The sequence below is a fragment of the Niveispirillum sp. genome, assembly GCF_052437035.1.
Lineage (GTDB): Bacteria > Pseudomonadota > Alphaproteobacteria > Azospirillales > Azospirillaceae > Niveispirillum.
In genome coordinates, this window is the sequence record NZ_JBQVOH010000007.1 from 67878 (window position 1) to 92355 (window position 24478).

The window sequence follows — 24478 nt, forward strand, 5'->3', positions numbered from 1 at the left end:
ACATGGAAATCCGTCCAATCCGATCCGACGCCGACCATGCGGCCGCCCTTGCCGACATCGACAAGCTGTGGGGTGCCTCACCTGACAGCGATGACGGCGCCCGGCTGGAGGTGCTGCTGACCCTGGTGGAGGCTTATGAGGAGGTCCATCACCCGATCCCGGCCAGCGACCCGGTCAGCGCCATCCTGTTCATGATGGAACAGCGCGGCCTGCGGACCGAAGACCTGGAACCGATGATCGGGCGCGGCAAGGTGGCGGACGTGTTGAACCGTCAGCGCCCGCTGACCTTGCCAATGATCCGCCGGCTTTCCGCCGCGTTGCATATCCCGACCGACATCCTGGTGCGCCCCTACACCGTCAAACGCGCAGCCTGACCCTGAATCCACCGACCAAAAGAGCATCATGAGCCCCAACCACGATCCCGCCGCCCATCGTCCCTGGCGTCAGATTCAGCGCCGCAAGTCCCGTCAGGTGCGGGTCGGGTCGGTACTGGTGGGGGGCGATGCGCCGATCACCGTGCAGACCATGACCAACACGTCCACCGCGGACGCCAAGGCCACGATCGAGCAGATCCGGCGGGCGGAGGAGGCGGGTGCCGATATCGTCCGCGTCTCCTGTCCGGATGAGGAAAGCACGGCGGCCCTGGGTGAGATCGTGCGTGCGGCACAGGTGCCCATCGTGGCCGACATCCATTTCCATTACCGCCGCGCCATCGAGGCGGCAAAGGCCGGTGCCGCCTGCCTGCGCATCAATCCCGGCAATATCGGGTCGGCGGAACGGGTGCGGGAGGTGGTGCAGGCGGCCAAGGACCATGGCTGTTCCATGCGGATCGGCGTCAATGCCGGCAGCCTGGAACGCGAGTTGCTGGAACGCTATGGCGAGCCCTGCCCGGAGGCGCTGGTCGAAAGTGCCCTGACCCATGCCAAGATTCTGGAAGATCATGATTTCCGGGAGTTCAAGATCTCCGTGAAGGCGTCCGACGTCTTCATGGCCGTCGCAGCATATCAGGGACTGGCCGAATCTTGCGATTACCCGCTTCACATCGGCATTACGGAGGCGGGTGGGCTTCGCGCCGGCACCGTGAAATCCTCCATCGGCCTGGGTATGTTGCTCTGGTCCGGTATCGGCGACACGATCCGCGTCTCCCTTTCCGCCGATCCGGTGGAAGAGGTGAAGGTCGGGTATGAGATGCTGAAAAGCCTGGGCCTGCGCCGCCGGGGTGTCACCGTCATTTCCTGCCCCTCCTGCGCGCGCCAGCAGTTCGACGTGATCAAGACGGTGGAGGTGCTGGAAGAGCGCCTAGCCCATATCACCACGCCGCTGACCGTCTCCGTCATCGGCTGTGTCGTGAATGGGCCGGGCGAGGCGACCATGACCGATATCGGCTTCACCGGCGGCGGCAAGGGCACACATCAGGTCTATCTGGGCGGCGTCCCCGCCCACCGCCTGAAGGATGAGGCCATCGTCGACCATCTGGTAAAGCTGGTGGAAGAAAAGGCCGCCGCCATCCGCGCGGGGCAGTGATACCCGATCCCCGCTATTGGCTGTGATCAGCGGTAACGCTTAAGTTTTATGTGCCTGCGGGGGATGTGGACAGGGCCGGAACTGCTGACTTCCGGCTCTGTCCGCGCTATGATGCACATCATCATCGTCAGACCTGCGCCCCCCTTCGCAATTTACCCGCTTTCGCAGCGTTGGGGGGGCGTCATGGAACACCCCCTTGTTTTATGTTTCATTTGGTTGCACGAAGCCGATTCCTGGCCGGAGCAGACCTGTCGCTGCCTCCGAATTCAGCCGGGCTTGGGGATGGGAAACACGCCCTGACGTCCGGCAAGCTCGCGCTATTACAGCCATCCGCGCTTGCGGAAATACCAAAGCGGCAGGACAGCGGACAGCACCATCAGGCCCAGCGCCAGCGGATAGCCGAAGCTCCAGTCCAGTTCCGGCATATGCTCGAAGTTCATGCCATAGATGCTGGCCACCAGCGTCGGCGGCAGGAAGGCGACGGACGCGACCGAGAAGATCTTGATGATGTTGGTCTGCTGGATATTGATCACGCCCAGCGTGGCATCCAGCAGGAAGTTGGTCTGCATGGCCTGGAAGGCCGCATGTTCGACCAGTGAATGCACGTCGCGGCCAATGGTCTTCAGCCGTGATTTCTGGTCCTTGTTCATGCGCGGGCCCGTTACGGTGGTGGCAAAGGCCACCAGCCGTTCCAGGCCGGCCAGACTGTCACGCACCTTCTGCGTCAGGTCGCCGGCGCGGCCCACGGCGGTAATGACGGCGCGCATCGACACGGTGGTGGGTGGACGGCGGCGCACATGGGTACGGTCCACCACCTGATGGCGCGGCGCCTTGGCCCCGTCGCGGATGGCCAGCGTTTCCACTGTCCGGTCCTCGTGATCGGCGAAGACCCTGTGCGACAGCCGGTCCAGATCGGCCGTGACCCGTTCCAGAACGTCGGCGGCCCGGTCCACCACGGCCTCCAGCAGGCCCAGGAACGCCTCAATGGGGCAGGTCACCAGCTCCGGCTGCTTCAGGGCGCGGGCCGCGAAGATGGCGAACCACAACGGTTCGGTATAGCGGATGGTGACCAGCCGGTCCGGCGCCAGCACGAAGGTCAGCAGCCCGCGTTCCAGTGGGCCCGTGGCGGAGCGCACGATGACGGGCGTGGTCATGAAGGCCACCTCCCCCTCGGTATAGAGGCGCGACGAGGTTTCGATCTCGTTGATATCTTCCAGGGTCGGCAGGTCCGCCGACAGCAGGTTGGAAACGGTCAGCCGCTCCATCTCGTCCGGGTGCAGCAGGTCAAGCCAGACCGCGCCCGGGGGAATGGCATCCCCCGGACCCACGGCCTGGGCCGTCAGGCCGCTGGCGTCCCGGACGTAGGCCGTAATCAAAGGCCGATCCCGGCGGGCAGCGGCACACCGGCGCTGCGGCAGGCGGCGGTGACGGTATTGGCCAGCAGACACGCAATGGTCATCGGGCCCACCCCGCCCGGCACCGGCGTGATGGCCCCGGCCACCGACGCCGCCTCGGCATAGCAGACATCGCCGACGATGCGGGTCTTGCCGGCGGCTGCCGCCACCGGATCACGGGCCGGCACGCGGTTGATGCCGACATCGATGACCACGGCCCCTTCCTTGATCCAGTCACCCTTGACCATTTCCGGGCGACCCACGGCGGCGACCAGGATGTCGGCCTCACGGCAGACAGCGGCCAGATCGCGGGTGCGGGAATGGGCGACCGTGACGGTGCAATCGGCCTGCAACAGCAGCTGCGCCATCGGCTTGCCCACGATGTTGGACCTTCCCACGACCACGGCATGCATGCCGCGCAGATCCTTCACCGTATCCTTCAGCAGCATCATGCAGCCCAGCGGCGTGCAGGGCACCAGGGCCGGCAGCCCGACCGACAGGCGCCCGGCATTGACCACATGGAACCCGTCCACATCCTTGGCCGGATCGATGGCCGACAGCACGGCCTGGGTATCGATATGGCCGGGCAGCGGCAGTTGCACCAGGATGCCGTGGATCGACGGATCATTGTTCAGCTGGTTGACCAGCCGAAGCAGCTCATCCTGGCTGGTGGAGGCATCCAGCCGGTGGGTGACCGAATGCATGCCGGCCTCAAGGGTCTGTTCGCCCTTGTTGCGAACATAGATGGCGCTGGCCGGATCCTCACCCACCAGCACGACGGCCAGACCGGGGACCACGGCATGGGTGGTGCGCAACTGCTCCACGGCGGCGCCGATGCGTGCGCGCAAGCCGGCGGCGAAGCCCTTGCCATCGATGATGCGTGCCTCGGCCATATCCGGTCTCCCCGTTCTTTCAACAATAAGGTGGCTACAGCCCGCCCAGCCAGTCACTCAGCCGGGGTATCAGGGCCTCTGTCTCGCCGGCAACGAATAATATCTTTGACCGGTCCGTGCCACCCGCGACGACGCCGATGCTGCTTTTCGGAATTCGCCACGCTTTGGCCAGCAATTCGATGATCGCGGCATTGGCCTTGCCATCCTCGGGCACGGCGGTGACCGCGATCTTCACCTGTTGGCGCCCATCCGCCCCTTCCGCCACGCCCTGTACCGCATTGCGGCTGGCCCGCGGGGTGGCGCGGACAAACAGCCGCACGCCGCCCTGGGCCGGTTCCAGCGGCGGCCGGACAGCCATCAGATGATCCCGTAATTCAAGATCAGGCGCTGGACGAACATCACGATCAGGATCAACACCACGGGCGACAGATCGACCCCACCCAGATTGGGCAGGACATTGCGGATGGGCCGCAGGGCCGGCTCCGTCAACCGGTACAGCACATCAGAGATCATATAGACGGCGCGGTTGCGGGTGTTCACCACATTGAAAGCGATCAGCCAGGACAGGATGGCCGAAATGATCAGCACCCAGACATAAAGATCCAGCGCCACATAAAGGATTTCGGCGACGGTGCGCAGCAGCGGGTCCATGTTCATCCCATGTCCGGTGGGCGGGCGGCGGATACCGCCCCGCATCTGTTGTGGAACGTAATGTCGCGACCCCGCCCTGTCCACCCCCGCGCGGGTCCGCCCCGGATTGGGACCATGGGGCCATGCACCGAAAGTGGGACCGGCCCGTGATGGCATGCTTGACAGGGCGGGGCCGGATACGCATTATCCGCGCCACTTCGGGGGCCTGCCGTTCTGGTGGGTTCATGGTGCGGGGCCGTAGCTCAGCTGGGAGAGCGACGCGTTCGCAATGCGTAGGTCGGGAGTTCGATCCTCCTCGGCTCCACCATTCCTCCGGGTTTCCGATCAGACATGATTTTCGGGTTCGGCAGATGCAGCGCTGTTCCGGCATGGCCGACCTGATATGCTGGTATCCACGCCCTTTGGCGGGAAGACAACAGCATGCCCACTGAAATCCGGCACATCATCTTCACCAATGAAGAGGTGATCCGCGCGGTCGTGGATTATCACCGCCGTTCGGGAAACCCCCTGCCGTCAGGCAGCATCATCCGCCTGGAAATCCAGACGGAGCCGCAGGTGCGCTGCGCCCTGCATATCGGGCTGGATGACGGGGCGCGGCAGGTGCAGTGGATCGACAATCCCACGCTGGCCGCCTGCCTGATCTTTTACTGCATCAATCAGCGCATCCCGCTGCCCACCAAATCGGCCAAGCAGCTGCATATGATGAACGACAAGGTCACCCTGGTTGTTCACAAGAATGCCCAGACCGACCGGGGCGGCGCGCGGGTGGCTTGATTTGACCGGAGCGCCCTATTGTTGCAGTGCGGTGAATATAGACAGCCTGCAATGACGGGCGCACCATGCCTGCCACCTTCCACCATGGCGGTCCCAGCCCCATGATTTCAGGCACGGCAAACCGGTCCGACGATCCCATGCCCCCGCCCGCGGAAAGCACCCCCGCCCTGTTGCAACCCCTGCTGCCTTGGTGGCGGGCGCTGCCCCGCGCCGAAGGGAGTTTGCCGCTCTGGACCGGTGAACTGGTCTTCGATCTGAAGCCCTGGCTGGGCCATCTGCTGATGGCACGGTTCCCGCGTGACGGATCGGGGGCGCATTACACGCTGTACGGTTCGGGGCTGGTCGAATTCACGGGCCGCGACCTGACGGGGCGGGGCCTGCGCGATGCCAGCAAATCAGCGGGTTTCAAGCTGACCGCCGACAGCTATGTGACGGCGCGGCAGACAGGTCGCGCGCATTGGAGCCGGGTCCGCGTCGATCTGCCGGGCGGGGACACGGTGCGCTATGACCGGCTGCTGCTGCCCTTTGCCTGTGCCGATGGCGATGCCCGCGTCCTAGGCGCCATCCGTTTCGACCGCCGCCTGCCCCGGCATTGGGATGCCGATGACATGCGCCTGTCGATCGAGCAGGAGGCATTGCTGGCGTGAGGGGACGACGCCGGGGTTTCCGCGGAGCGGCTTCGCAGCTCTGCGCTACGCCATGTAATGCCCCAGCGACAGGAAGTTTTCCTTCGTCGTGGCATCCACGGGCAGTTCCCGTTCCAGCACCCGTTCCGCCACGCGCGCAGCGATGGCGTCGAAGCCGGTGAGCTGGCTTTCAATGCTGTAACTTCCCCGGCCCGCCCGGATGGTCAACTGCATCCAGCCGCCGGACTTGTCCTTTTTTGTGGAATAGTAGCGCAGCTTCACGCCCGTGATCTGATCCCACCGGACCATGATCATGAAAAAGCCGCTGGGCAGGATCAGACCCTCTTCCGTCACGCGGCAGGCGGCACCCCGCCGGGCCAGCGTCCGTAGCCCCAGCCAGCCGAACAGGCCGGCCCCCGCCAGCAGCGGCACCGCCACCAGCGGGTGGGCATCGAACCCGACCAGGGTGAGCGGGCCCAGCGTCACCGCCAGGCCCCCCGCCGCCCGCAACCCATCGGCCTTCAGCGCATCGGCCGGGTAGCGGCCGAACCCCGGTTCCGTCACTTGGACATCCCGTGGGCGCGCAGGATGAAGGCCTGGGACAAGGCCACTTCCTTCAGCTTGTCGAAGCGGCCCGTGGAGCCGCCATGGCCCGCACTCATCTCCGTCTTCAGCATCAGGACATTGTCGTCGGTCTTGTAGACGCGCAGCTTGGCCGCCCATTTGGCCGGTTCCCAATAGGTGACACGGTAATCATTCAGCCCCGCCGTGATCAGGATCGGCGGATAGAGCCGCTTGGTCACGTTGTCATAGGGGCTGTAGGTCTTCATGACATCATAGATTTCCTTGATATTGGGATTGCCCCATTCCGGATAATCACCCGTGGTCAGGGGCAGGGTATCGTCGAACAGGGTGTTCAGCACATCGACGAAGGGCACATGCGCCACGGCCCCGGCAAACATACCGTCGGATGCCATGTTCAGCACGGCCCCCATCAGGGTACCGCCGGCCGACCCGCCCTCAATGCTGATCTGGCCGGGGCTGGTATAGCCCTGGGCCACCAGGAACTGCGCCACATCCAGGAAATCGTTGAAGGTGTTGGGCTTGTTGGTCAGGCGCCCGGCATCGTGCCAGGGGCGCCCCATCTCCTCGCCCCCGCGTATATGGGCGATGGCATAGACGAAGCCGCGATCCAGCAGGCCGATGCGGTTGGTGGAGAAGCCGGGTTCCATGGCGATGGAGTAGGAGCCATAGCCATAGAGATGCATCGGCGCCTTGCCGTCCTTCTTCACATCCTTGCGATAAACGATGGAGACGGGGATGGGCGTGCCGTCCCGCGCCGGGGCCATCAGCCGTTCGGAAGTGTAGAGCGAGGGATCATAACCGCTGGGGATTTCCTGCACCTTGCGCGTCGTCAGGGTGCGGGCGGCCAGGTCATAGTCGAAGACGGTCGGCGGCGTCACCAGCGAGTGGTAGCGGACGCGGAGCGTGCCCGTCTCATACTCCTCGTTATTCATGCCCGACACGGCGAAGGCGGCATCGGGGAAGGCGATGGTGTGCGATCCGCCCTTATTGTCCAGCACCCAGACCTGCTGCGTGCCGTCCTGCCGGCCGAACACCACCAGCCAGTCCTTGAGTGTCAGCAGACCCGTCAGATATTGCCGGTCGCTGCCGGCCATCACCTCTGTCCAGGATTTCTCCGACCAGTCATTGATCGGGGTCTTCACCAGACGGAAATTCAGATGCTTGTCATTGGACAGGATCCACAGGCTGTCGCCCTGGTCGGCCACGGAATAGAGATGGTTCTCGCGGCGCGGGATCACCGGCTTGGGTTTGTCCGTCGGGTTGTCGGACGGGATCAGCAGGGTTTCGGACGCGACCAGCGTGCCCGACCCGATCTCAATGAAGCGGCCCGACTGGCTTTCGCCGATGCCGACCCACCAGGACGGGTCCTGTTCCTCATAGACCAGGGTACCTGCATCGGCCTTCGCACCCAGGACCGTACGCATCACCTGCTTTGGCCGCTGGCTTTCATCTTTTAGCACATAGAACAGGGTCTTGTTGTCGGCGGCCCAGACCACGGAACCGGACGTGCCGGGGATCGGCTCGCCCACGAACTGATCATTGGTCAGGTCTTTCACGACGATGGTGAAGTTTTCCGAACCATTGTCATCAAAGCTATAGGCGAGATACCGGCCATCGGGGCTGGGTTCCAGCGCCTCGACATCATAGAAGTCCTTACCCTTGGCCAGTTCGTTCACGTCCAGGATGGTCTTCTCAGCACCCTCCGCCTCGCCCTTGGCGCGGCGCACGAAGGTGGGGTGATCCTGCCCGGCGGCAAAGCGCGACTGGTAGATATAGCCACCCCTGGGATAGGGGACGCCGGTATCGTCCTCCTTCACGCGGCCCTTCAATTCGCCGAACAGGCTGGCGCGCAGGCCGTCCTCCTCCTTGCCCAGGACGGTGTCGGTATAGGCGTTCTCCGCCTTCAGGTAATCCAGCACATCGGCGTCATCGACCTTGGGATAATCCTTGTCACGCAGCCAGTCATAGGGATCGACCCAGGTCTCGCCATGGCGCACATGCTCCACGGGCACCTGTTTGGCCACGGGCGGTGCGGGGAACAGGCTCTGGCGCAGCGGGGGCAGGTCGGTGGCGGTCTGCGGGACGGGCATCTCGGCGTTTTTCCTTGGCAAGGTCACATAGGCCAGCGTGGTGGCCCCGACCAGGGCGGCAAACAGGATCAGGATGCCGGGCCGGCGCGGCCCGCCCCCGGAATGATGGCCCGATGACATATGCGACACCCCGATAATGGTTGACGGTTGGCCGCAGGATAGGGCCGCAGATTGGAAGCGCCAATGCTGAAATCCAGGCGGACCCATCATTTAGGGCAGGCATCGGCACCCGAAACGATTTATAGTGGTACCCAATATAGATCGCCGCCCGATCCGGTTCCCGCCGCCAAACGGTGGAACTGGCTGGAGCGGTATACATTTGTTTCAATCTGGTGTTTCGCCAGACATTCAGCAGGAAGCCCGTCCAATGGGGGGCGGGTCGGTCGCATGGCGGCGGATGGAACGGGGTCAGGGCTTTGGTTGATGACGATTTCCTGTTCGCGGAGGATGGCACCCTGAAGGGTGCGCCTGCCGCGCTGCCGGAAAGCCGCCAGCCGGACGGCCCGCCCTGGCGCATCCTGATCGTCGATGATGACGAAGAGGTGCATTCCGTCACCCGCTATGCCCTGCGCAAGGTCCGCTTCCGCGACCGCCCGCTGGAGTTGCTGTCGGCCTATTCGGCGGCACAGGCGCTGACCATGTTGGCGGCAGAGGCTGACGTGGCCCTGGTCCTGCTGGACGTGGTGATGGAGACGGATGATGCCGGCCTGCGTCTGGTCCGCGCCATCCGCGAGGATTTGGCCGATACCGCCATCCGCATCATCCTGCGCACCGGACAGCCGGGTCAGGCGCCCGAGGAACGGGTGATCGTCGATTACGACGTCAATGACTACAAGGCCAAAACTGAACTCACCTCGCAGAAGCTGTTCACGACGGTGATCGCGGCGCTACGCGCCTATGACAGCATCACCACCATCGAGGCCAACCGCCGCGGCCTGCGCCGCATGATCGCGCTGGATGACCGGCTGCGCCCCGATATGGGGATGGAGGCCTATGCCCAGACGGTTCTGGAACAGGCCGGCCCCATCCTGGGTGCCAATGCCTGCGGTCTGGCCTGTGTCGTGGAGGGGGTGGAGGGCTGGTCCATCGGCGGCACCCGTTTCCGGCCCTTGGCCGCCACGGGCCGTTTTAGCGATATGACAGCGGTCCCGGAAGGCAGCCCCCTGCATGAACGGCTGCTGGCCGCCCTGGCCGACCGGCGCACGGGCGTGGCCGGACAGACGGCCACGCTCTACATGCCCGGCCCCGATGGCGGGGCCTTCCTGGCCATTCTGGATTGCGACCGCGTGCTGATGCCGGCAGATGCGGAGATGCTGGGCGTTCTGACGGCCAAGTTCGCGGGTGGGCTGGTCAATCTGGTGCTGTACGAACAGCTGAGCCAGGCCAATACCGACCTGCGCGCCCTGACCCAGACGCTGGAACATCGCGTTGCCGAACGCACCCGCGAGCTGTCGGAAGCCAATGCCAAGCTGGAGACGCTGGCCAGCATCGACAGCCTGACCGGTATTCTGAACCGCCGCCGCTTCATGGAACTGGCGGAGGCGGAATGGGATCGCTGCACCCGCTATGGCCGCGCTTTCTCTCTGTTGCTGCTGGACTTGGATCAGTTCAAGCGCATCAATGACAGCCATGGCCACGCCGCCGGCGATACCGCAATTCGCGTTGCCGCCGAACGGGCGGGCAGCAGCCTGCGCACCACTGATTGTCTGGCCCGGTTCGGGGGGGAGGAACTGGTGGTCATGCTGCCGGAAACCGACCTGCCGGCGGCCCTGCTGGCGGCAGAACGCATCCGCAGCGCCATCGGCACCCATCCTGTCCTGCATGAGGACAAGGCCATCCCGCTGACCACCAGCATCGGCGTCGCCTCCTGGCGGGGGGATACGGAAACGCTGGCCCAATTGCTGGACCGCGCCGATCAGGCGCTGTATCAGGCGAAGCTGCAGGGCCGCAACCGCGTGGAAGCGTCCCGCGTCACCGTTTCCTGAAGGCGTTCATCGACCATGCCCCTGACCGCACCGGCCTTTCCCAGGCCCCTGCACGCTGTTGTCTTCGATATGGACGGGCTGCTGATCGACACGGAACGCCATGTACGTGAGGCGACGCTGGGTGCCGCACTGGATGTGGGGCGGCCCATGGAAGACGATTTCTATGCCGGCATCATCGGTACGCCCTGGCCGGAGACCCTGGCCATGCTGAAGGATTATTTCGGCGGGCAGGACGGGTTCGACCGGTTCCGCGCCCATTTCGTCCCCCGGATGGAGGCCTTGCGCCAGGGGGTGGAGATGATGGCGGGCGTGGTGGAACTGCTGGATCATCTGGACGCGCTGGGCCTGCCCAAGGCGGTGGCGACCTCCACGGGCCGGGAAAAGGCCGATGAACATCTGCGCCATGTCGGCATCCATCACCGGTTCGACGCCATCGTCACCCGCGACGATGTCACGCGCGGCAAGCCACATCCCGAACCGTACCTGACGGCAGCCAGGCTGCTGGGTGTTGATCCCGCCCATTGTCTGGCGCTGGAAGACAGCCATAACGGCATCCGCTCCGCCCATGGCGCCGGCATGATGGCCGTGATGGTGCCCGACCTGCTGCCCGCCACAGACGAGATGCGGTCGCTGGCCATGCATGTGGCGGAAAGTCTGCATCAGGTGCGGGGAATGCTCTAGGCTTTCGTTTTCCTCAAGCGCCGGCACTGTTTTTGGTCAACCCAAAACAGCTCTAAGCCGGCTCCCGACGCTCTTCCGGCGGGGGGATGGGGCGGCCTAGGCGGGCCCAGACGGCGCGGCGTTCGTCGGGCGTCATCACGCCCCAGCGCATGATCTCTTCCAGCAGCCGCTTGCAGCCCAGGCAGGATTGCCGCTTGCGGTCCAGGTCGCAGCGCCGGATGCAGGGGCTGGGCACATAATCGTCGGGATCGGGAACCTGCACCTGGATAACCATCCTAATTATCCCCCCATCGCGGCGGCCAACAGCGCGCCGCTGACAAAGGCAGCCTCTGCCCGCGCCTCCAGGCACCAGTCGCCACAGGCCCCGATGCCCAGCGTGGCATCCAGCAGGAAGCCGTCGGTCAGCGGCCTTGTCGGCAGGGCATAACGCCAGCGATGGGCACTGATCAAGGCCGGATCGTTACCGATGCCCGTTGCGGTGCGGAATGCCGGCAGCAGGGCCGCCGCCACCGCGTCTGCCGCATCCTCCAGATGCCGGATGGACCAGTCGGGAGCGGCATGGGCCACGAAGCTGGCCCCCCCGGCCCGGCCCGGCTTGGCCCCGTCATGGGCGATCCAGGACAGGGGCCGATCCTCTGCCCCTGCACCCGCGACGAAGGCGGCGTCCCAGGCGGGCAGTACTGCCTGATCGAAGCCCAGCATCAGGGCCCAGCACGGGGCCATCACAGCTTCGCCCGCGCGCGCGGCCAGGGCGGGGGCGACGGGCGACAACAGGTCCACGGCCTGGGGCGACGGAACCGCGATGATGACAGCGGCAAACGGCCCTTCCACCACCCCATCCTCCATCCGCAGATGCCAGTCACCGGGCTCGCCTGTGATGGTGATGGCGCGGCGGTTGAAACGGGGGCGGGCCGCATCGGGCAGGCGGGCGATCAGACCCTGGAGAATGCCATTCATGCCGGGCACGCCCACGAACCGTTCCACGGGATGCGGCTCCACCCCGCCTTCGGCAGTCAGGCGCACGATATGCCCGGTCCAGGGCGCGGCATGGCCATCAGCCACCAGCCCGTCCATGACACGGCGCAGGCCGGCATCGCGTACCGTCAGATATTGCCCGCCATGGTCAAAGCGCCAGCCATCGGCCCGCCGCGTGGACAGACGCCCGCCCGGTCCCCGCCCCTTGTCGAACAGGGCGACGGCCATCCCCCGCTGCGTCAACGACAAAGCCGCCGACAGACCGGCAAGGCCGGCGCCGATGATGGCGATGGGGTGGGCGGAGGCAGGGTTCTGCATGATCGTTCCGGTCTGCGGGGATAAGGTGCGGTGCCAGATGGGGTGCCGCCGCCGCGTGTCCAGGGTGTAAAGGCGAGAATCTGTTCGGCTACCGCCCATACTATGCTTGTGCGTCATGGCACCAGGGGCCATGGAATGGTAACAATAGTCCATTCATTGAGGCCGCGAGCAGGCGATGGACGGTACGACCGGCGCAGAACGGCCCCCCACCTCCCCGGACCGCCTTCGGGCGCGTTATCCGATACTGTCCCCCTGGCTGGCTTTGCCGCTGGCACTGGCCGGGATGGCGGCTCTTGCCGTGACCTTGCTGCGGCCCGAAGCGGCCCTGCCCGCCGGGGTCAACCCCTGGCAGCCGGCGGCCCTGGCCTGTGCCGGTCTGGCGGTATTGCTGCTGCTGGCCGTCACCATCCATGCCGCCTGTCAGCAACGATCCCAATCCATCCGCGAACGCCAGGAACTGCGCGACGCCAATGCCGCCCTGGTGGCGCAGGTGACGCGTCAGCAGGCGGTGATGGACCGGCTGGCACAGTCGGAACGCAAATACCGCGAGATTTATGAGACGGCGATGGAGGGGATGTTCACCATCGACATCCCCGGTCGTTTCCTGTCCGCCAACCCCGCCCTGCTGGCCATGCTGCGCTATGACAGCCTGGAGCAATTGCAGGCGGAGGTGCAGGACGCCACCGTCAGTTTCTATATGGATCAGGACAACCGGGAGGCAATCACCCAGGCCCTTCTGACGCAGGAAGAGGTGGGCAGCGTGCCCGTCGAACTGCGCCGCCGCGATGGGGAAGGCTTCTGGGTCGCGATTTCCGCCCGCATCATTCGCAATGCCGATGGCAGGGCCGTGGCCTTCCAGGGCAGCGTGCGCGACATCACGCAATGGCGCCGCGACCGGCAGGCCATGGAGGCAGCATTGGACGCCGCCGAAATGGCCAACCGCGCCAAGTCGGAATTCCTGGCCAACATGACGCATGAGTTGCGGACACCGCTGAACGCCATTATCGGCTTTTCAGAGATCATCGCGACGGAGGCCATGGGGCCGATGGGCCAGCCCGCCTATCGCGAATATGCCCATGATGTCCATGACAGCGGCCAGATGCTGCTGTCGCTGATCAACGACATCCTGGACCTGTCCAAGATCCAGGCCGGCAAGAAGGAATTGTCGGAAAAGCTGGTGGATGTGCCCCGCCTGATCCGGTCCAGCATGCGCCTTGTCGCCGAACGTGCCGACAAGGGCGGGGTGCTGCTGGAGACAGAGATGGAGGCGGAATTGCCGCCCGTGCGCGCCGATGAGGTGGCGTTGAAGCAGATCCTGTCCAACCTTCTGTCCAACGCCGTGAAATTCACGCCCCAGGGCGGCAAGGTGGTCTGCGGCGCCCGGGTGGAGGCCGATGGCGGCATGTCGCTTTATGTCCGCGACAATGGCATCGGCATGCGCGAGGAAGATATCGCGACCGCCATGGAGCCGTTCCGCCAGATCGAGGGCAGCCATTCCCGCTCCGCCGGTGGCGTGGGGCTGGGTCTGCCTTTAGTCCTGGCGCTGGCCCGTCTGCATGGCGGCGACGCCACGCTGGAAAGCACCATCGATATCGGCACCACCGTCACCGTCATCCTGCCGCCCACACGGGTGCAGGCCATGCCCCTGGCCTTCCTGCGCTCCGTCATTCCGGCATAGGCCGGCATAGAGATGTCGGGGACCAAGCCTTCAGGACCTCAACCATCGCCATTTACATCCGATCCCGGATGGATTAGTCTTCGCGCCGAAACAAGCCGGAGCCTGACGCCCATGGATTTGAACCCGCACATCTGACCGCCGCCCCCACCGGGGGCCGTCTCATGTCCGACCTGGGTTCCATCCATGCCGCATTGGCTTGTGGCCGAGGGGCTGTGCTTCACGCATGGTCCTGACCGGCCTTTGATCGACGATCTTTCCTTTTCCATCGCTGATGAACGGGTCGCCCTGCTGGGTGGCAACGGGGTTGGCAAGACGACCCTGCTGCGCCTGCTGACGGGGGCCTTGCAGCCCGCGCGGGGCCATGTCGCCCGACGGGGCCGGCATTTTCATTGGCCGCAACTGACCCAACCGGGGCAGGTGGTGGGCGACCTGCTACCCGATGATCCGGGCCGGGCGGCGGCGTTGGCACGCCTGGGCCTGCCGCCCGACCTGCCGGACGCGCTGCCGCTGGACCGGCTGTCGGGCGGGCAGGTGGCGCGGCTACGGCTGGCGGCCATCCGGTTGAAGCGGCCCGATCTTCTGATCCTGGACGAGCCGGGCAATGACCTGGATGAAGGGGGGCGGGCGCTGCTGTCCGATCTGATCCGGAACTGGCGCGGCGGGTTGCTGCTGGTCAGTCATGAGGTCGGGCTGCTGTCGTTGTCCGACCGTATCCTGGACCTGTCGCCCTTGGGCCTGCGCAGCCATGGTGGGGGCTACCAAGGTTGGCTGGCTGCCAGGGAGGCCGAGCGGCAGGCGGCGGAACGCGCCCTGGCCGATGCCGGCAAACAGGCCCGTCTGGTGCGGAAAACGGCACGGGAGGAGGCGGCCAGGGCCGCGCGACGGGCGCGCACCGGCAAACAGGAAAGGGCACGCGGGTCGAACGCCCCCATCCTGATGGGCATGCGCCGCGACAATGCCGAACGCGCGGCATCGGCCCGGCGCATCAAGGGGGAGCGGCAGATGCAGGCTGCCAGCATGGCGTTGGACCAGGCGCAGGGTCGTCTGCCACCACCCCTGCCACCCCTGGACATGGCCATCGGCCCGTCTGCGGTCCCGGCGGGCAGGGTGCTGCTGCGGGCAGAGGGGCTGTGCCTGTCGCGCGGCGGGCGGGAACTGTGGCGCGACCTGTGCTTAACCATCGCCGGCCCCGCGCGCATCGCCCTGACGGGGCCAAACGGGGCGGGGAAAAGCAGTCTGCTGGACTGTCTGACCGGTTGCCTCACCGCCGATGCCGGCAGCATCACCCGTGCGCCTGGCCTGCGTCTGGCGCGGCTGGATCAACGTCTGGCTGCCGCAACGGATGACACGCCCCTGTCGCTGTCCCGCGCGGCACAGGCGGGGCAGGCGGAGGAGGCGATCCGTGCCGGTCTGGCCCGATTCGGCTTCCGGGCGGGGGCAGCACTGGTGCCACTACGCCTGCTGTCGGGCGGCATGCGGGTGCGCGCACATCTGTGCGCCGCGCTGGGTGGCCCGGTGGCGCCGCAGCTTCTGTTGCTGGACGAACCGGCCAACCATCTGGACCTGGAAGGGCGGGCAGCCTTGCTGGAGGCGCTGAACGCCTATGATGGCGCCGTGATCCTGGTAAGCCATGACCGGGATTTCCGCCGCGCGGTCAACACCGAATGGGAGATCGCGATTCCGGCCTAAAACCAAAGGTAATGCTGCTTACCGGCACGATCGGCCATAAGCGAATAATTACCCTATGTCTGATACAATGTTAACGAGTAAATCATTTGATGGTCATACGACCAACCATTAGTCTCTCCGCATCCTAGCAGGCACGCGGCGCCCATCCCGGCCCGCCGCGTGCCCACCAGCCAAAGCGGAGGGGATGGGAATGAGCGATATCCTGGATATAGCGATTGTCGGTGGCGGCGTGACCGGCACCTATTGCGCCTGGCGCCTGACCGGCGATCAGGGGATCACGGGCGCCAAGGTGGCGATGTTCGAATATAGCGACCGTATCGGCGGCCGGCTTTATACCAAGACCATTCCCGGCATGCCCAACATCGCCGCCGAACTGGGCGGCATGCGCTATATCCCGCCCAGCGAGGATAACGACGCCTCCAACCAGCCGATGGTCAGCAATCTGATCGACGCGCTGGGCCTGCCGTCGCATATCTTCCTGATGGGCAATCCCAAGCCGGGTCCCGACGGGCAGCCCATCGGCGAGAAGGACAACATCTTCTTCCTGCGCGGCAAACACTTGAAGATGAAGGAGCAGTCGGACCCGGACAAGGTACCCTATAACCTGTCCTGGAACGAACGCGGCAAGAGCGTGAACGACCTGCAGGTCTTCGCCTTCGATCTGCTGGTGCCTAAGAACAAGCGCAATTCGCTGGATGCGCTGATGGAAACCACCGTGTTCGGCCACCCGCTCTACACCTACGGTTTCTGGAACCTGATGAGCCAGACCCTGTCGTCGGAGGCCTATCAGTTCATGAAGGATGCCGGCGGCTATGACGCGAATGTCGCCAATGCCAATGCCGTGGCCCAGCTGCCGGCTACCGAATATGCCAATACCAGCGGCTTCAAGGCCATCACCGGCGGCTATCAGCGCCTGCCCCTGACGCTGGCGGAAAAGGCGGCGGCACAGGGCACTGACATCCACATGAACCGCCGTATTTCCCGCATCGAACGCGATCAAGACGGCCTCTACCTGCTGACCGTCGTGGAGACGGAAACGAAGCTGGTCTATGCCGACTTAGGCGGGTTGCGCGAGGTGACCAAGGACAAGGAGGGCATGGAACCCAGCATCGTGAAGGCCAAGGATATCATCCTTGCCCTGCCGCGCCGGTCGCTGGAACTGATCGAATGGGTGGAATGGAAGCAGCCCGACGTGAAGGCCATGGTCAGTTCCGTGCTGATCCAGGACGCGTTCAAACTGCTGCTGGCCTATGATTATCCCTGGTGGGAGGCGCAGGGCCTGGTGGCCGGGCGTTCCATCACCGACCTGCCCGTCCGCCAGATCTATTATTTCGGGACGGAGGAGGATCAGCCGCACGGGGAGAAGGGCAATACCCGTTCCCTGTTGATGGCGTCCTACAATGACATCACCACCGTCCCCTTCTGGAAGGGTCTGGAAAAGGGCGCCCCCTTCCTGGGTCGCCTGCCCGAAGGCGTGAAGGGTGTGGCCAAGGAGAAGTCAGGATCGGGTGAAGAAGGCACGCCCATCCCGCTGGCCGAATGCATCGCCACCGACGCCATGGTCTCCAGCGCGCATTCACAGATCCTGGCCGTCCACGGTCTGGTCGATGTCGATAAGCCCTATTCCGCCATCTATCACGACTGGTCGGGCGACCCGTATGGCGGCGGCTGGCACGAATGGAAGGCGGGTTTCCGCTACGACAAGCTGATGCCCGCCATCCGCCAGCCCGTGTTGAAGGATCGCGTCTTCATCTGTGGCGAGGCCTATTCCAACAATCAGGGCTGGGTCGAAGGCTGCCTGCAGACCGCCGAGCATGTGCTGCTGGAAAAGTTCAACCTGCCCTGGCCCGCCTATCTGGCGCATCTGAAAGACAGCCAAGCAGAGGTTCTTGGACCGTAAGTCATTACTTACGGAAGGGGCGCCCGACAGGCCGGGCGCCCCTTCTTCCCCATCCGGCATATCCGCATTCCTAGCCCACGGGAGATGGCGCCCATGAATCCGCTGCCCACAGATTTCACCGTTTCCGACTATCTGATCCAGCGCCTGCACGAGGTGGGGCTGCGCGATGTCTTCACGGTGCCCGGCGATTATGTCGCCCGCTGGTTTGACTATATCGATGACAAGGCCCGCAATGTCGGCGCGCAGCTGAACCGATTGGGCTGCCGGTCAGAGCTGGAGGCGGGATATGCCGCCGACGCCTATGGCCGCATCAACGGCATTTCGTGCGCTGCCGTCACCTATGGCGTCGGCGCCTTCTCCCTGATCAATCCGGTGGCCGGGTCCTATGTCGAGCGCGTGCCGACGGTCGCCATTTCCGGCAGCCCCGGCACCGGGTCGACCGACCGGCCCTTCGCCCGCACCTACAAGATCCTGCTGCACCATGCGACGGGCAATTACGAGGCCGACCGCGACGCGTATGAGGACATCACGGCGGAAGCCATCATCATCAGCGATGCCGTCGAGGCCCCTTCCATGATTGATGGCGCCCTGGGGGCTGCCCTGTCGGAAAAGCGCCCCGTCTATATCGAGATTTGGCGGCAATTGTGGGACGCCCCCTGCGCCAAGCCGGAGAAGCCCCTGGTCATCCCGGCCTTGCTCGAGGATGCGGATTCCGTGGCCGCCGCCGTCAAGCATGTGGCCGGCCTGATCAAGGAAGCCGCCAAGCCCCTGTTCTGGGGCGGGATCGAGGTGCAGCGTTATGGCCTGCAAAACGGTTTCGCCGACTTGGTGGATCAGACGGGCGTCCCCTATGTCACCAGCCTGCTGGCCAAAAGCCTGCTGGCCGAAACCCATCCCGGCTTCATCGGCACCTATACCGGCCCATCCTCCGACTATTGGACCTATACGACGGTCGAACAGGCCGATCTGGTGGTGGTGACGGGCGACCTGCTGACCGATGATTATGAAGGCTTCGTGGGCAAGGATTTCAGCAGCATGATTGTCGCCTATGACAATCAGGTGCGGGTGGGCGAGGCCTATTATTTCGGCGTGCCGATCAAGAGCTTCATCGAGAAACTGTCCGAAGCGCTGAAGGACACGCCCAAGCGTGAACCCTGGGCCGTGAAGGGGCCGGCGGTGATCGACCCGGATTTCAAGCCCTTCCCGCCGGACATCATCACCTATGCCCGCTTCTTCCAGCGCATGTTGACCTGGGTCGATGCCGACATGACCCTGGTGCCCGATGAAAGCAGCAGCATGTATGTCAGCTGCAACATCCCGGTGAACCGGGCCAATGGCTTTGTGTCGGAAGCGGCCTGGGGCAGCATCGGGTATGCGTCGGCAGCCGCGCTGGGCCTGTCGGTGGCGGCACCGGATGCGCGGCCCGTGGTGTTTGCTGGCGATGGCGGGTTCCAGATGGTGGCGCAGACGGTCAGCACCATGGCCGTCTATAAGCGCAATCCCATCATCTTCGTGATGGCCAACACCATCTATGGCATCGAACAGGCCCTGACCAACGACAAGGCCTATACCGAGGGCCAGCCCTTCAACCCGTTCAACGTCATCCCCTCTTGGGATTACGCGGCCCTGGCCGTGGCGCTGGGTGCCAAGGGCGTGGCCGTAACCACCCTGACGGAGCTGGAAGACGCGCTGTCGACGGTGAAGGCGGATACGCAGTCGGTCTGGCTGGTGCAGGTCAACCTGCCCGCTGACGACATCCCGCAGGAAATCCTGCGCCTGGCCACCAACCAGGGTCCGACCAAGCCGTAAGGTGTTTGGGGCGGGTGCCACCACCCGCCCCCCTTTCTTACACAAACAGCATCTGGTCACCGGGCCGCACCTGGCCCAGCAGGGTGACCATGCCCGTCGTTTCGACATTCAAATCGGGACGCAGTACCGGCTCGCGGATGCCCAGGGCCCGCCAGCCCATCTCACAGGCCAGGAACGCCACGCCTAGCTCGGCACAGGCGGTCAGCAATTCATCGAAGGTACCCACACCGCGATGGGCCAGCGTGTGGTCGCGCGCCTCCGGGCTGGTGCCATCGTCGGAGAAATCCAGCCGTTTCCAGCCTTCGCGGGCCAGCAGGGCCGGCAGGGCGCGCCCGGTAAAAAACAGGGTCACGGGCCGTCCCGTGGCCACGGCGGCGGCGGCGGTGACCAGGGCATAATGCACACGGTCATAGCCCCCGGACTGGATCACCAGCACCAGACCCCATTTACCGTCGGACATGCGAGGGCTCCCCAGCGTGGTTTCACTTATGGTGGGAAAGATCGATGTAGGTCGGGTGGGTGCCGCAGACAGGGCAATCCGGATCACGGCGGATTTTCACGGTCCGGAACCCCGTCTCCAGTGCTGAATACATCAGCAGGCGGCCCGACAGGCTGTCACCGATCCCCAGCAGTTCCTTCAACACCTCGACGGCCTGAAGGCTTCCCATTGTTCCCGCCAGGGCACCCAGAACCCCGCCTTCCGAACAGGACGGGATCATGCCGGGCGGCGGCGGCTCGCGGAAAATGCAGCGATAGCAGGGGTGCGGGTCGCCACAATGCGCCTTGAAGGTGGATAGCTGCCCGTCAAAACGCAGCATGGCCGCACTGACCAGCGTCCTGCCCGCCAGATAGCAGGCATCATTCAACAGGAAGCGGGTCGCGAAATTGTCGGTACCATCGGCCACGACATCATAGCCGGCGATGATGTCCAGAACGTTGGACCGGTTCAGGCGGGTCCGGTGGATTTCCACCTTCACATCCGGATTGATGGCGGCGATACGGCCCGCCGCACTGTCCACCTTGGGCACACCGATGCCGGCGGTATCGTGGATCACCTGACGCTGCAGATTCGACAGGTCCACGGTATCATCATCGACAATGCCGATGCGTCCCACCCCGGCGGCAGCCAAATACAGCAGCATGGGGGCACCCAGGCCGCCCGCGCCGACGATAAGGGCGGACGAAGACAGCAGCTTCGACTGCCCCTCCCCACCCACCTCACGTAGCATGATATGGCGGGCGTAACGGTCGATCTGGCTGTCAGACAGGTCCAGCATAAAGGGCTTCCTCAGGCGGCGAACAGGTCGCGGACGAGAAGATACAGAGGGTGATCGGGTTGCGCCACCAATCGGATGGTCATACCCAGACAGACAACCACCAGCAGCGGCCGCACCAGTTTGGTGCCAAAGCGTAGGGCAGCGTGGCTGCCGGCCCAGGCGCCGATCACCTGTGCCACGGCCATGATCAGTCCGGCCTTCCAGACGATCTGCCCGCCCAGCGCGAACACGCCCAGGCTGACGACGTTGCTGGTGAAGTTCAGCAGCTTGGTATTGGCAGTGGCGCGACGCATGTTCATGCCCAGCAGCGCCACGCAGCCGAGCGCAAAGAAACTGCCCGTGCCCGGCCCGAAAAACCCGTCATAGAAGCCGACCGCGAACCCCACCGTCAGGCTGAAGGCCGGCAGGGTCATGCGCGCCTTTGCCTCCATATCGCCGACCCGTGGGCTCAGCAGGAAATAGACGGCGATGGCGACCAGCAGGATCGGGATCACTGCCGTCATGAAGCCGGTCCCCGTCAGGCGCACCACCATGGTGCCCGTGGCCGACCCGGCAAAGACGCAGGCGACCGGGAACGCCATGGCCTTCAGTTCGATCTGTCCCGCCCGCCAAAAGGTGATGGTGGCCATGGCGGTGCCGAAACTGCCCTGCAACTTGTTGGTGGCCAGTGCCGCCGCCGGCGGCATGCCTGCGGACAGCAGGGCCGGAATGGTGATCAACCCACCCCCGCCGGCAATGGCATCGACAAAGCCGGCCAGCAGTGCGGCACAGGCCAGGAAGACCAGAAGGTCGGTGGTGAGCAGTTCGGTCAAGATCAGGCCCGCGAGCGTGGGGAAAGTACCGCGATACTGTTACGGGGTGCGAGCGATTGGGGGAAGGGCGAAGGGGCAGAGGACAAGCAGTCCCGACAGGGTTGACCATCAAATCTAATAGGACCAACCTTGAGGCTCAGAAGGGGCAGTGCCCAACGGAGTGCCGACCATGCGCGAAATTCAGTCCACCGAAGCGACAGCCCAGCTTTCAGCGATTCTGGACGCGGTCGAGCGTGGCGAGACGGTCGCCATCACCCGGCAGGAACGGCGTATTGCCCGTCTGGTTCCCGAACCAACCCATCACCAGGAACGAGCGGCCAAGGCAGTTGAAGCATTGCGTGCGTTCGGACAACGCAACGGCTCGATCAGCGCTGACGAACTCATTTCTGCCCGACGCGAAGGGCAACGCAGTTGATGCCTTTTGTGCTTGATGCCTCTATGGCTGCCAGTTGGGCCTTCGGGGATGAAAGCTCTACGCTGTCGCAACAGGTATTGATCCGCTTGACCAGGGAATATGCGGTCGTTCCCGCGCTCTGGTGGTTCGAGATGCTGAACATCGTCGCGATGAACGAACGCCGTGGGCGGCTGTCCGCTGACTTGTCCGCCGAGTTTCTGGCCCTGCTTCATGGTCTTGATATCGAGGTTGATCAAAGCACGGATCAGGCCGTGATTTTGTCATTGGTCCGAGAGTACAGGTTGACGGCATATGACGCTGCCTATCTGGAGCCGGCGGTGCGGGAACGACTGCCACTGGCCACATTCGACCGGGAACTGGCCAAGGCCGCACAACAAGCCGGTGTGACGCTGCTGACGGCATGAGCACCGATTACCCTCGCTCCCCGCTCCCGCGTTTGCTAAGAAGGTGGTTCCAGTCGAAATCGGGCGGGATGGCCGGGATGGCGGAACATGGCGCGGATGGGTGGCGGGATGTTGCCCGCCGGGACCGCTGATCCCATGTGTTGGTGATCATGGTCCAGATACATGCAAGCTGTGTCGCCATTGACGGAATGGCCCTGCTGCTGCGGGGGCCGTCGGGGTCGGGCAAATCCGATCTGGCCCTGCGGCTGGTCGATGAAGGGGCGCGGCTGGTGGCCGATGACCGCGTCGATCTGATGTCCGACGGCAAGGGCGGGCTGATCGCCCGCTGTCCACAGCCCATCGCGGGATTGATGGAGGTGCGGGGCCTGGGCGTGCTGCCCGTGCCTGTCATCGATGCCGCCCCTGTAGCCCTGATCGTCGATCTGGGCACGGACGAGGAACGATTGCCCGATCCGGGGTTTGACATCGTGGCCGGTGTCGCCGTGGCGCGCATCCGCCTGAACCCGTTCCATGTCTCCACCCCCGCCAAGCTGCGTCTGGCCATGGCCGCCCTGGCGCGCGGCTGGCCGCTGGTGCCGGGGGAAAATGCCTGGCGCGGGCTGGTGGCTGCCGCGGCCGCGCAGGGCACGCCAGGGGGCCGGGCATGAGCGAGGCCAGCGCGCTGGGTCCCGATGGCCGCCTGCCCATCGTGGTTGCCACCGGCATGTCGGGCGGGGGCCTTTCCACGGCCATGAAATGCCTGGAGGATCTGGGCTATGAGGCGGTCGACAATCTGCGCCTGTCACTATTGCAGCCGCTGGTCAGCCAGCCGCATGACCGGCCCCTGGTGATCGGCATCGACAGCCGTACCCGCGATTTCAACGCCCAGGCCCTGCTGGCCCAGATATCGGAACTGCGCGCCCGGCCCGACCTGCGCATGCGGGTCCTGTTCATGGATGCCCATGCCGATGCCTTGCAGCGGCGTTATACCGAGACGCGCCGGCCCCACCCGCTGGCCGCCGACCGGCCCGTTCTAGACGGCATCGCCACCGAACGCCTGCTGATGCAGCCGCTGCGCGATGCGGCGGACGAGGTGGTGGACACCACCAACTTCTCCGTCCATGACACGCGCCGGCACCTGACGGGCCTGTTCCGGCTGGATGGCGGGCCGGGCCTGTCGATCTTCGTGACCAGCTTTGCCTATCGCCATGGCGTCCCGCGTGAGGCCGATCTGGTCTTTGACGTGCGGTTCCTGGACAATCCGCATTGGGACCCGGTCACCCGCCCCCTGACGGGGCTGGACCAGCCGGTGGCCGATTACATCACCCGCGATCCCGACTGGCCGGAATTTTTCGGCAATCTGACGCGGCTTCTGGAACCCTTGCTGCCCCGCTATGTGCGGGAGGGCAAGCATTACCTGACCATCGCGGTCGGCTGCACAGGCGGTCGTCACCGGTCGGTCTTCACCACCCATCTCCTGGCCCACTGGCTGAAGGAGCGGGGATACAAGGTGGGCGAGGCGCATCGCGATCTCGACCGCAAGGCGCAGGTGCCGCCCGTACCCGAAGATCGGGCGGCCACCGGCACGAACCTGAGGGAAAGCGCATGATTGGCTTGGTCCTTGTCACCCATGGCAACCTGGCTGTGGAGTTCATCGCCGCCATGGAGCATGTGGTGGGCCCACAAAAACAGGTCTGCGCCGTCTGCATCGGACCGGAAGACGACATGGAGCAGCGGCGCAACGACATCCTGGCCGATGTCGCCAAATGCGATACCGGCGACGGCGTCGTTGTCCTGACCGACATGTTCGGCGGCACGCCCTCCAATCTGGCCATCTCCATCATGGACCGCGCCAAGGTGGAGGTGATCGCCGGCATGAACCTGCCCATGTTGATCAAGCTTGCCTCCATCCGCAAGACGGGGGCCGACCTGAAAAGTGCGGTGGCTGCCGCACAGGAGGCGGGTCGCAAATATATCAACGTCGCCTCCGCCCTGCTGTCGGATGGCTGAACCTTTCAA

General features: G+C 64.8%; 26 protein-coding genes and 1 tRNA gene. 16 read left to right on the forward strand and 11 right to left on the reverse strand.

Annotated features, from left to right (window positions below):
* The first annotated feature begins 2 nt into the window (after positions 1-2).
* Positions 3-374 (forward strand): helix-turn-helix domain-containing protein, encoded by a 372-nt coding sequence (locus ACT6Q8_RS17440; RefSeq protein ID WP_444733570.1) that lies wholly within the window; start codon positions 3-5, stop codon positions 372-374.
* A 28-nt stretch (positions 375-402) separates the two neighbouring features.
* Positions 403-1524 carry a flavodoxin-dependent (E)-4-hydroxy-3-methylbut-2-enyl-diphosphate synthase gene (ispG, locus tag ACT6Q8_RS17445; RefSeq protein ID WP_054168119.1) on the forward strand — a complete coding sequence of 374 codons (1122 nt, stop codon included), beginning with the start codon at positions 403-405 and terminating at the stop codon, positions 1522-1524.
* A 320-nt stretch (positions 1525-1844) separates the two neighbouring features.
* On the opposite strand, the gene ACT6Q8_RS17450 is transcribed toward ispG, so the two are convergent.
* Genes ACT6Q8_RS17450 through ACT6Q8_RS17465 form a run of 4 tightly spaced genes read right to left on the reverse strand, consistent with a single transcriptional unit; the run spans position 1845 to position 4462 of the window.
* Positions 1845-2900 carry a magnesium transporter CorA family protein gene (locus ACT6Q8_RS17450; RefSeq protein ID WP_444733569.1) on the reverse strand — a complete coding sequence of 352 codons (1056 nt, stop codon included), beginning with the start codon at positions 2898-2900 and terminating at the stop codon, positions 1845-1847.
* Positions 2897-3811 carry a bifunctional methylenetetrahydrofolate dehydrogenase/methenyltetrahydrofolate cyclohydrolase FolD gene (folD, locus tag ACT6Q8_RS17455; protein WP_444733568.1) on the reverse strand — a complete coding sequence of 305 codons (915 nt, stop codon included), beginning with the start codon at positions 3809-3811 and terminating at the stop codon, positions 2897-2899. The genes ACT6Q8_RS17450 and folD overlap by 4 nt, the downstream gene beginning before the upstream one ends.
* A gap of 34 nt (positions 3812-3845) precedes the next feature.
* Complete coding sequence (locus tag ACT6Q8_RS17460; protein WP_444733567.1) at positions 3846-4169, reverse strand: DUF167 family protein; 324 nt, start codon at positions 4167-4169, stop codon at positions 3846-3848.
* Positions 4169-4462, reverse strand: coding sequence for a YggT family protein (locus ACT6Q8_RS17465; protein ID WP_156344601.1), 294 nt, complete (start codon positions 4460-4462; stop codon positions 4169-4171). The genes ACT6Q8_RS17460 and ACT6Q8_RS17465 overlap by 1 nt, the downstream gene beginning before the upstream one ends.
* 231 nt (positions 4463-4693) lie before the next feature.
* On the opposite strand from ACT6Q8_RS17465, the gene ACT6Q8_RS17470 reads away from it, so the two are divergent.
* The 3 genes from ACT6Q8_RS17470 (at position 4694) to ACT6Q8_RS17480 (ending at position 5883) form a co-directional block, all read left to right on the forward strand.
* A tRNA-Ala gene (locus tag ACT6Q8_RS17470) sits at positions 4694-4769 on the forward strand.
* Positions 4770-4882: 113 nt separating this feature from the next.
* On the forward strand, positions 4883-5236 hold the full coding sequence (locus tag ACT6Q8_RS17475) for a hypothetical protein (RefSeq protein WP_054168115.1): 354 nt from the start codon (positions 4883-4885) through the stop codon (positions 5234-5236).
* A gap of 65 nt (positions 5237-5301) precedes the next feature.
* Complete coding sequence (locus ACT6Q8_RS17480) at positions 5302-5883, forward strand: hypothetical protein (protein WP_054168114.1); 582 nt, start codon at positions 5302-5304, stop codon at positions 5881-5883.
* Positions 5884-5928: 45 nt separating this feature from the next.
* Here the strand turns inward: ACT6Q8_RS17480 and ACT6Q8_RS17485 are convergent, their stop codons facing one another.
* Positions 5929-6426, reverse strand: a complete 498-nt coding sequence (locus tag ACT6Q8_RS17485; protein WP_444733566.1) for a hypothetical protein — start codon at positions 6424-6426, stop codon at positions 5929-5931.
* Positions 6423-8657 (reverse strand): S9 family peptidase, encoded by a 2235-nt coding sequence (locus tag ACT6Q8_RS17490; protein ID WP_444733565.1) that lies wholly within the window; start codon positions 8655-8657, stop codon positions 6423-6425. The genes ACT6Q8_RS17485 and ACT6Q8_RS17490 overlap by 4 nt, the downstream gene beginning before the upstream one ends.
* Before the next feature lie 296 nt (positions 8658-8953).
* Between ACT6Q8_RS17490 and ACT6Q8_RS17495 the strand changes: the two genes are divergently transcribed.
* Both ACT6Q8_RS17495 and ACT6Q8_RS17500 read left to right on the forward strand, forming a co-directional pair.
* Positions 8954-10522, forward strand: a complete 1569-nt coding sequence (locus ACT6Q8_RS17495; RefSeq protein WP_444733564.1) for a diguanylate cyclase — start codon at positions 8954-8956, stop codon at positions 10520-10522.
* A 15-nt stretch (positions 10523-10537) separates the two neighbouring features.
* Complete coding sequence (locus ACT6Q8_RS17500) at positions 10538-11203, forward strand: HAD family hydrolase (RefSeq protein ID WP_444733563.1); 666 nt, start codon at positions 10538-10540, stop codon at positions 11201-11203.
* A gap of 52 nt (positions 11204-11255) precedes the next feature.
* Here ACT6Q8_RS17500 and ACT6Q8_RS17505 read toward each other — a convergent pair whose 3' ends face one another.
* Entirely contained in the window at positions 11256-11477 is a 222-nt protein-coding gene (locus tag ACT6Q8_RS17505; protein WP_444733562.1) for a DUF1289 domain-containing protein, read from the reverse strand.
* A gap of 5 nt (positions 11478-11482) precedes the next feature.
* The gene (locus ACT6Q8_RS17510; RefSeq protein WP_444733561.1) at positions 11483-12496 is read right to left on the reverse strand and encodes an NAD(P)/FAD-dependent oxidoreductase; all 1014 of its coding nucleotides are present in this window, start codon (positions 12494-12496) and stop codon (positions 11483-11485) included.
* 175 nt (positions 12497-12671) lie between these two features.
* Between ACT6Q8_RS17510 and ACT6Q8_RS17515 the strand changes: the two genes are divergently transcribed.
* The 4 genes from ACT6Q8_RS17515 to ACT6Q8_RS17530 all read left to right on the forward strand — a co-directional run bounded on the left by ACT6Q8_RS17515 (position 12672) and on the right by ACT6Q8_RS17530 (position 19572).
* A complete protein-coding gene (locus ACT6Q8_RS17515; protein ID WP_444733560.1) occupies positions 12672-14174 on the forward strand; it encodes a PAS domain-containing sensor histidine kinase in 1503 nt (500 codons plus the stop codon).
* A gap of 183 nt (positions 14175-14357) precedes the next feature.
* Positions 14358-15863 (forward strand): ATP-binding cassette domain-containing protein, encoded by a 1506-nt coding sequence (locus ACT6Q8_RS17520; RefSeq protein ID WP_054168107.1) that lies wholly within the window; start codon positions 14358-14360, stop codon positions 15861-15863.
* A gap of 190 nt (positions 15864-16053) precedes the next feature.
* Positions 16054-17763 carry an FAD-dependent oxidoreductase gene (locus ACT6Q8_RS17525; RefSeq protein WP_054168106.1) on the forward strand — a complete coding sequence of 570 codons (1710 nt, stop codon included), beginning with the start codon at positions 16054-16056 and terminating at the stop codon, positions 17761-17763.
* A gap of 93 nt (positions 17764-17856) precedes the next feature.
* Positions 17857-19572: an alpha-keto acid decarboxylase family protein gene (locus ACT6Q8_RS17530; RefSeq protein ID WP_444733559.1), complete on the forward strand. Its 1716-nt coding sequence runs from the start codon at positions 17857-17859 to the stop codon at positions 19570-19572.
* A 37-nt stretch (positions 19573-19609) separates the two neighbouring features.
* On the opposite strand, the gene ACT6Q8_RS17535 is transcribed toward ACT6Q8_RS17530, so the two are convergent.
* From ACT6Q8_RS17535 to ACT6Q8_RS17545, 3 genes are read right to left on the reverse strand one after another with little or no spacing between them, the layout of a single operon-like run.
* Positions 19610-20032, reverse strand: a complete 423-nt coding sequence (locus tag ACT6Q8_RS17535; protein WP_444733558.1) for a DsrE family protein — start codon at positions 20030-20032, stop codon at positions 19610-19612.
* A 22-nt stretch (positions 20033-20054) separates the two neighbouring features.
* Positions 20055-20846: a HesA/MoeB/ThiF family protein gene (locus ACT6Q8_RS17540; protein WP_444733603.1), complete on the reverse strand. Its 792-nt coding sequence runs from the start codon at positions 20844-20846 to the stop codon at positions 20055-20057.
* Positions 20847-20860: 14 nt separating this feature from the next.
* Entirely contained in the window at positions 20861-21661 is an 801-nt protein-coding gene (locus ACT6Q8_RS17545; RefSeq protein WP_444733557.1) for a TSUP family transporter, read from the reverse strand.
* A gap of 169 nt (positions 21662-21830) precedes the next feature.
* Between ACT6Q8_RS17545 and ACT6Q8_RS17550 the strand changes: the two genes are divergently transcribed.
* The 5 genes from ACT6Q8_RS17550 (at position 21831) to ACT6Q8_RS17570 (ending at position 24469) form a co-directional block, all read left to right on the forward strand.
* Positions 21831-22076, forward strand: coding sequence for a type II toxin-antitoxin system Phd/YefM family antitoxin (locus ACT6Q8_RS17550; RefSeq protein ID WP_444733556.1), 246 nt, complete (start codon positions 21831-21833; stop codon positions 22074-22076).
* Positions 22076-22480: a type II toxin-antitoxin system VapC family toxin gene (locus ACT6Q8_RS17555; protein WP_444733555.1), complete on the forward strand. Its 405-nt coding sequence runs from the start codon at positions 22076-22078 to the stop codon at positions 22478-22480. Before ACT6Q8_RS17550 ends, ACT6Q8_RS17555 begins: the two co-directional genes overlap by 1 nt.
* A gap of 149 nt (positions 22481-22629) precedes the next feature.
* Positions 22630-23127, forward strand: coding sequence for an HPr kinase/phosphorylase (locus ACT6Q8_RS17560; RefSeq protein WP_444733554.1), 498 nt, complete (start codon positions 22630-22632; stop codon positions 23125-23127).
* Positions 23124-24068, forward strand: a complete 945-nt coding sequence (rapZ, locus tag ACT6Q8_RS17565; RefSeq protein WP_054168100.1) for an RNase adapter RapZ — start codon at positions 23124-23126, stop codon at positions 24066-24068. The genes ACT6Q8_RS17560 and rapZ overlap by 4 nt, the downstream gene beginning before the upstream one ends.
* Positions 24065-24469 (forward strand): PTS sugar transporter subunit IIA, encoded by a 405-nt coding sequence (locus ACT6Q8_RS17570; RefSeq protein ID WP_054168099.1) that lies wholly within the window; start codon positions 24065-24067, stop codon positions 24467-24469. The genes rapZ and ACT6Q8_RS17570 overlap by 4 nt, the downstream gene beginning before the upstream one ends.
* Positions 24470-24478: the final 9 nt, after the last annotated feature.